Genomic DNA, 7488 nt, shown 5'->3' with positions numbered 1-7488 from the left:
CACCCATGTCGGCTTCCGCTGCATCGTACGGCGCTAGGGGGGCGGTCCGAGCCGCCGAATGGGGCTGGGATTGAGCGGCGCGGGACGCTAGATGCTGCCAGAGACCATTGGGGGCGCTCGATCCGCTCCGGGGCCGCGCCCCCGGGCGGGCCGGGGCGGACTGGATCGACTTGCGGGTGATCGCGCGATGACGAAGATCTTCTTGCTGGGCGTCGGGTGCCAGAAGGGCGGCACGACCTGGCTGCACGAGCACCTCAAGGCCTATCCCGCCGTCAATATGGGGTTCGCCAAGGAGTATCATGTCTTCGACGCCCTGACGGTGCCCGAGTGCCACGGCTTCCGCGACGCCGCGGTCGAGCGCGTCCGGGCCCTGGCCGCCGGGCCGCAGATCCTGGCGCCCGAGCATGAGGACAGTTTCCGGCTGCTGGAATTCTATCGCAATCCGCAGCGCTATTTCGACTATTTCCAGACCCTGGCCCTGGCCGATCCGCGCACCCGGCTGACCGGCGACATCACGCCCAGCTACGCGGCCCTGTCGGCCGAGACCCTGGCGGGGATCCGCGCCGGCCTCGAGGCCCGGGGCTTCGCGGTGCGGGTGGTGTTCCTGATGCGCGATCCAGTCGAGCGCATCATCTCGGCCGTCAGGATGATGATCAAGAACGACAGCCGCGCCGCCGGCGGGCCCGGGCCTGGCCCGGAGGCCGAGCTGGCCGAAATCCTGCGCTATTATCCGACCCCGGACTGCGCCATCCGCAGCCGCTATCAGGACACGATCGAAAACCTGGACAGCGTCTTCGACCCCGAGTCCGTCCACTACCTGTTCTATGAAGACATGTTCAACACCGCCGTGATGCGGCCGTTCATAGAATCCCTGGGGCTGGACTACCGTCCGGGAGACTTCGGTGATCTGGTGAATGTTTCCAGAAACAGCAATCCCACGCCCGTCGCGGTCAGGAAGACCCTCCACGATCACTATGCGCCGACCTATGCGGCGGTGGAGCAGCGGTTTGGTCCCGAGCGGATCGCCGGGATCTGGCGGCGGTACTGAGCCGTGGGGGCCGGCCGGGTTCGGGTCGCCCCGGCTCAGGCTTCGTCCGGCTCCGGCTCGAAGCCCTCCGGCGGCCGTCGCTCACCATCCCCGACGGCGGCCCCATCATGGCGGACCGGATGGGGCGGAGCCGGATCAGGCTGGCGGACCCGCAACGACCGGCGCCCATGAGGCGGGCGTTCCTTGGCCGGCCAAGGCGATCGCGTCGATCGCTTTAGAGTCTAGCTTGCTGGGCAATACCTGAAACTGTCACAGACCTGTACTGGGCCGGCGAACCTGACCGCACGGCGGTCGCGACCCTGCGTTGCCGCCAATCAAAAGCCCGGCGCATTTTTCGACCCAAAAACCGCATCGCGCCGCTTTCGGCATGCCTCTGATCGCCTTCCAGCCTCGCGGCTTCCAGAGCGTCGGAAAAAAACACTCTCAATCAGAAGTGTAGAGCATTTTTCGATCCGATATCGGTTTCACCCCTATCGGAAAATGCCCTAGGTGGCGGGCGTCGGTTTGCTCGTCGGGGTTGCCTGGGCGTGCTGGGCCAGCAGCGCCCGCATGGTGTTGGTCGAGCGGATGGAATAGCGCACCGTCGGGACCTCGACCGCGCCGTAGGGCGTGTTGCGGATCGACTCGAAGAAATGCCTGTCCGCCGCGTTGCCGGGCTTCATGCGGGCGTTCTCCGACCAGCGGCCCAGGGTGCGGGCCAGGCGAACCTTGTCCACCATCAGGCAACTGGGGTCGACAAAGCCGCCGATCGTGCCGCCGACGGGGCCGACCGAATGCCAGAGATCCTCGCCCAGGGCGGCGCCGGTCTCGTCATCGACGAGGATGCGGTGACTGTAGGCCCAGGATTTGCCTTCGATCACCGCCAGCAGCGAGCTGAGGTGGTGGGCCATCCAAGTGTTGTCGTCGTCGAGATAGGCGACGTACTGGCTGTTGGCCATGAAACTTAACGTTGTGCGTGTCGATCCGCCGTCTTGAGCATAGTGCATGCCGCCGTGGCGGGCGGATGTCGAATAGGGAAGCTTCAGGACCAGAGCGGATACATGGGCTGGTCTTCGCGACAACAGTGACTCGAGAAAATCGCCGGGATATTTCTCAATATCGACCCCGACCATGATCTGAACCGTGCCGTTCAAGTCCTGTTCGTACACGGATTCTATTGCCCGGATGAGATCCATTCTCAGGACGGTCGGAATGACGACGGCCACCCTGGCGGGGGTCTGGGGGGCGTGTTCTGCCGGGTAATAGGACCCGATGGAGGACGGCGGCGGCGGCATGTCTGAACTCGCTTTACGGGAGACTATTCTAGGGCTCTGGCCCATATGGCGCAACCGTTAGCGCCGTTCTGGCCGGGCGACCCGGCGGCGCCCCGCGGCGAGGCGCCGAGCGCGTTAAAGCGGCGCCGTGGCCGACTTGCGCCTTTTAGCGTGTATTTGGTTGCACGCTGCTCTCTGAACTATTACTAGACAATCTGACGCCTATGGCTTGAGCCCGTGGGTGGGGGTTGGACCGTGCACGACGCCTGAACTGGCGGCAACGGTTTAGGTTGGAAAACGGAGAACACACGACATGGCCTATATCCAGAGTGGCAATCTCTACTTCGGCGACGATAACAACGACGCGATCACCGGTACGTCGGCCGCGGAAATCTTCGTCGGTCAAGACGGCGACGATACGCTGATCGGCAACGGCGGCGCGGACACCATCTCCGCCGGCGGCGGTTCTGACGTCGCCTACGGCAACGACGGCGCCGACCTGATCTACGGCAACGGCGGCGACGATACGCTTGATGGCGGCGCGGACGCTGACACCATCACCGGCGGCGAAGGCCGCGACTACATCTTTGGCGGCCTGGGCAGCGACGACCTGCAGGGCAACCAGGGCGACGACTACGTCCGGGGTAATGACGGCGACGACCTCATCCGCGGCGGCCGCGACAACGACGACCTGTACGGCGACAACGGCGCCGACAGCCTGTACGGCGATCTCGGCAACGATTACCTCAGCGGCGGCAACGACGGCGACCTGCTGATCGGCGGCGAAGGCAATGACGACCAGTACGGCGCTTCCGGCGCCGACACCCTCTATGGCGACAACGGCGGCGACTATCTGAGCGGCGGCAACGACGCCGACCAGCTCTTCGGCGGCGACGGCGACGACACCCTGCACGGCGACGACGGCGACGACCTTCTGCTGGGCGGCGCCGGCGACGACAGCCTGTACGGCGAAGACGGCGATGACGTCCTCGACGGCATGGAAGGTCGCGACTCGATCGGCGGCGGTAACGGCGACGACGTCCTGTACGGCTGGACCGGCGAAGACACCCTGAACGGCGACGATGGCCGTGACACCATCTATGGCCACGCCGATGCGGACACGCTGCGGGGCGGCGGCAACGACGACCTGATTCTGGCCGGCGACGGCGACGACCGCGTCTACGGCAACGACGGCGCCGACGTCCTCGACGGCAATGAAGGCGGCGACTACATCGACGGCGGCACCGGCCAAGACACCGTCTATGGCGGCAATGGCGATGACACCCTCGACGGTTCGTACGGTGACGACCGCATCGAAGGCGGCGCCGGAGCCGACTATCTCAACGGCAATGACGGCATGGATTCGATCAACGGCGGCGATGACGACGACCAGATCGATGGCGGCGCCAACGACGACCTGCTGCGCGGTGAATTCGGTGATGACACCATCTCCGGCAACGACGGCGCCGACATTCTGGACGGCAACGAAGGCAATGATTCGCTTTCGGGCAATAACGGCGTTGACACCATCTATGGCGGCCTCGGCGACGACTCCGTCAACGGCGGCGCCGGCGCTGACGATCTCTTCGGCAACGAGGGCGACGACACCATCTACGGCGGCGCCGGCAACGACGCCGACGTGATCAACGGCGATGACGGCGCTGACGATCTGTACGGCGAAGACGGCGCTGACAGCATCTACGGCGGCGTCGGCAACGACTACCTCCAGGGCGACGCCGGCAACGACGTGTTGCAGGGCAGCCAGGGCGACGACACGGTCTATGGCGGCCTCAACGACGACTCCATCAATGGCGGCCAAGGCGACGACAGCCTCTACGGCGAGGACGGCGCGGACACCATCTCCGGCGACCTCGGCAACGACTACCTGTCCGGTGGCCTGGGCGTTGACTCCCTGGTCGGCGGCGACGGCGATGACAATCTGAGCGGCGGCAACGACGGCGACATGCTGCTCGGCGACGCCGGCGAAGACTACATCGACGGCGGCTACGGCAATGACGATCTGTTCGGCGGTGCTGACAACGACACCCTGCTCGCTTCTTACGGCGATGACGCGGTCGATGGCGGCGCTGGCGACGACCTGATCTTCGGCGCCTACGGCTCCAACACCCTGCTGGGCGCTGACGGCGATGACACCATCATCGGCGGCACCGGTGTCGACAGCATCGAAGGCGGCCTCGGCGCCGACGCGATCGCTGGCAATGACGGCGCTGACCTGATCAACGCCAACCAAGGCGCCGACACCATCTTCGGCGATCTCGGCGACGACCTGATCCATGGCGGCCAAGACGCCGACTCGATCCAGGGCGGCGACGGCAATGACGACCTGTTCGGCGACCTGGGCGACGACGCGGTCTACGGCAATGCCGGCAATGACGAACTGTTCGGCGGCGCTGGCGTCGACGGCCTGTTCGGCGGCCAAGGCGATGACACCGTCGAAGGCGGTGACGACGCCGACAACATCACCGGTGGTTACGGCGAAGACTGGCTGTACGGTAATGACGGCGCCGACATCATCCACGGCAACCAAGACAACGACCATGTTGAAGGCGGCCTCGGCGCTGACAGCCTGTTCGGTGAAAAGGGCGACGACACCATCTACGGCGATGCTGGCGCTGACTCGATCACCGGCGGCGACGGTGCTGACTACGTGATCGGTGGCGCCGACGCCGACGATATCCAGGGCAACTTCGGTGCTGACTATCTCTACGGCAACGACGGCGCTGACCTGATCCACGGCAACAACGACGCTGACTATGCCTCCGGTGGCGCGGGCGCCGACAGCGTCTACGGCGACGATGGCGACGACACCCTGTTCGGTGGCGCTGATGCTGACCAGTTGTTCGGCGGCGCCGGCAACGACGTCCTGACTGGCGACGAAGGCGCCGACACCCTCGAAGGCGGCCTCGGCACTGATGCGCTGACCGGCGGAGCGGGCGCCAATGTCTACATCTTCGGCAATCTCGACAGTGGTATTGCCGCTTCGGGGACGGGTCAGTACGACACGATCACCGACTTCAGCACCGAAACCGACTCGATGAACTTCGGGATCTCGGGTACGGCGGCCAACTTCGAAGTCCTGGTCGACGCCGACACCTACGCCAACGCCTTGATCAATGCGAATGCCGCAATGACTGGCGATGCCGCTCTGGTGATCGTGGTTGTCGAAACGACGGATATCGCCAATACCGGCGTCTTCGTGTTCTACGACAGCGACGGCGATCATACGGTCGACATGGCGGTGTTCCTCGACAATGCTTCGGCCAACTCCTTGGCCGGTGACGTCGACAACACCTTCGACCAGTCCGACTGGAACCAGTTCATCTAACGAACTGACCTCTCTAGACTGAATTGGGGGCCGTCCTTCGGGGCGGCCCCCTTTTTCTTGCCTGGACATCAGGCCGGCCGGGCGACCTTGGCCGTTGTGGAACCCGCCAACACCTGCAAGATCAGGCGGCCCGTCGCCGAGACAGATTCGACGTTCTGTTCAGACCCTACCGAGAGCGCCATGACCAACGCCGCGATCTTCATGCATCCCAATGCCTATGACACCTCCGGCGCGGCGCTGATGGGGCGTCATTCGGCCGGCGAAAGCTTCGTCAAGGGCTTCATTCAGCATGCGGCGGTCGACCGGTTCGCGTTCTGGAACGCCACCAGCACGCCCAACGCCACGCTCGAGACGACCCTGAAGGCCCTGACGCCGATCAAGCGGCCGGTCGACTGGATCGCCCGTGACGATCGCGCCGGTCTGAGCCGGACCGGGGCGGTCTTCCTGCCGGTGCCCAGCGTCGGCCAGGAGGCCTGGACGCGGCGCTTCGCCGGGCCCAAGGCCTACAGCATCACCGGGGTGACCCACACCACCTGCACCCACCGCATCCTCGACACCGTGGCCCAGCTGGTGCTGTCGCCCACCCAGCCCTGGGACGCGCTGATCTGCACCTCGCGCGCGGTCACCGCCAGCCTGGAGGTCGAGCTGGAAAGCCTCGACGCCTTCCTGCGCGAGCGGGTCGGGGCCACCAAGACCCCGCCGATCCGCCTGGAAACCATCCCCCTGGGCCTCAATACCCAGGACTTCAGCCTCGAACCCAAGCAGCGCAAGGCCTGGCGCGAGCGTCTGAACATTCCCGAGACGGACATTGTCGTCCTGTATGTCGGACGGTTCAGCGCCAACGCCAAGATGAACCCGATCCCCATGGCCATGGCCCTGGAACAGGCCGCCAAGCGCACCCAGCAGAAGATCCACTGGGTGCAGTCGGGCTGGTCGCCCAGTGACGCCGCCGACAAGGCCTATCACGACAGCACCCGGGCCTATTGCCCCAGCGTCCAATACCATGTCGTCGACGGACGATTGCCCGACACCCGCTTCACCATCTGGTCCGTGGCCGACATCTTCTTCTCGCTGTCGGACAATATTCAGGAGACCTTCGGGCTGACGCCGCTCGAGGCCATGGCCGCCGGCCTGCCCTCGGTGGTCTCCGACTGGGACGGCTACAAGGACACCGTGCGTCATGGGGTCGACGGCTTCCGCGTCTCGACCTACGCGCCGCGGCCCGGCCTCGGCGGCGACCTGGCCTTCCGCTATGGAACAACTGGACGCGCTATGAAACCTATGTCGGCGCGGCCAGCCAGTTCACCGCCATCGACCTGGACGAGGCCGCTCAGGCCCTGCTCGACCTGATCGAAAAATCCCACCCTGCGGGCCCACATGGGCGCGACCGCCCGCAAGCGGGCCCAGGCGGTGTTCGACTGGAAGGCCGTGATCCCCACCTACCAGGCCCTGTGGGGCGAGTTGGCGGCCATTCGGCCTCGGCCCGCGCGGCCGGGCGTCGACGCGCGTCCAGTCCGAAAATCCCTGGCGGCTGGACCCCTTCCAGATGTTCGCCAACTATCCGACCGAGCACCTGCTGCCGACCACGATCATCTCCCTGGCTCGGCGGCCACACGAAACGCGGCGCTGAAGGCGGTGATGAAGTCGCCGCTGGTGGCCTACGCCACCAGCTTCTTTCCCGCCGCCCACGAGCTGGAAACCCTGGTGTTCCGCCTCACCGGGGCCCGGCAGATGCGGTCGGTCCGAGCTGCTGTCCGACGTGCCCGCCGCCCGCCGGGGCCGGGTCGAACGCGCGATCCTGACCCTGGCCAAGTACGGCGTCGTCAAGATCCACGCCCGTT

5 protein-coding genes are annotated in these 7488 nt (G+C 65.7%); 4 read left to right on the top strand and 1 reads right to left on the bottom strand.

The genetic code is table 11. The features are described from left to right. Positions 1–187: 187 nt before the first annotated feature. A complete protein-coding gene (locus tag CSW58_RS05995; RefSeq protein WP_161494572.1) occupies positions 188–1048 on the top strand; it encodes a sulfotransferase in 861 nt (286 codons plus the stop codon). A gap of 485 nt (positions 1049–1533) precedes the next feature. On the opposite strand, the gene CSW58_RS05990 is transcribed toward CSW58_RS05995, so the two are convergent. Beyond that, the gene (locus CSW58_RS05990; protein WP_161494571.1) at positions 1534–2196 is read right to left on the bottom strand and encodes a glycosyltransferase family 2 protein; all 663 of its coding nucleotides are present in this window, start codon (positions 2194–2196) and stop codon (positions 1534–1536) included. A gap of 418 nt (positions 2197–2614) precedes the next feature. Between CSW58_RS05990 and CSW58_RS05985 the strand changes: the two genes are divergently transcribed. The 3 genes from CSW58_RS05985 to CSW58_RS13700 form a co-directional block, all read left to right on the top strand. Continuing rightward, the gene (locus tag CSW58_RS05985) at positions 2615–5647 is read left to right on the top strand and encodes a calcium-binding protein (protein ID WP_099446672.1); all 3033 of its coding nucleotides are present in this window, start codon (positions 2615–2617) and stop codon (positions 5645–5647) included. 180 nt (positions 5648–5827) lie between these two features. Then, positions 5828–6997 (top strand): glycosyltransferase family 4 protein, encoded by a 1170-nt coding sequence (locus tag CSW58_RS05980; RefSeq protein WP_143755100.1) that lies wholly within the window; start codon positions 5828–5830, stop codon positions 6995–6997. A gap of 27 nt (positions 6998–7024) precedes the next feature. Then, the coding region (locus CSW58_RS13700; protein WP_201721591.1) for a hypothetical protein at positions 7025–7488 on the top strand (464 nt) is incomplete at its 3' end.

The sequence above is a fragment of the Caulobacter sp. B11 genome (assembly GCF_002737765.1).
Lineage (GTDB): Bacteria > Pseudomonadota > Alphaproteobacteria > Caulobacterales > Caulobacteraceae > Caulobacter.
The sequence above is the reverse complement of the archived record's forward strand: the minus strand, read 5'-3'. Positions and strand labels throughout refer to the sequence as shown.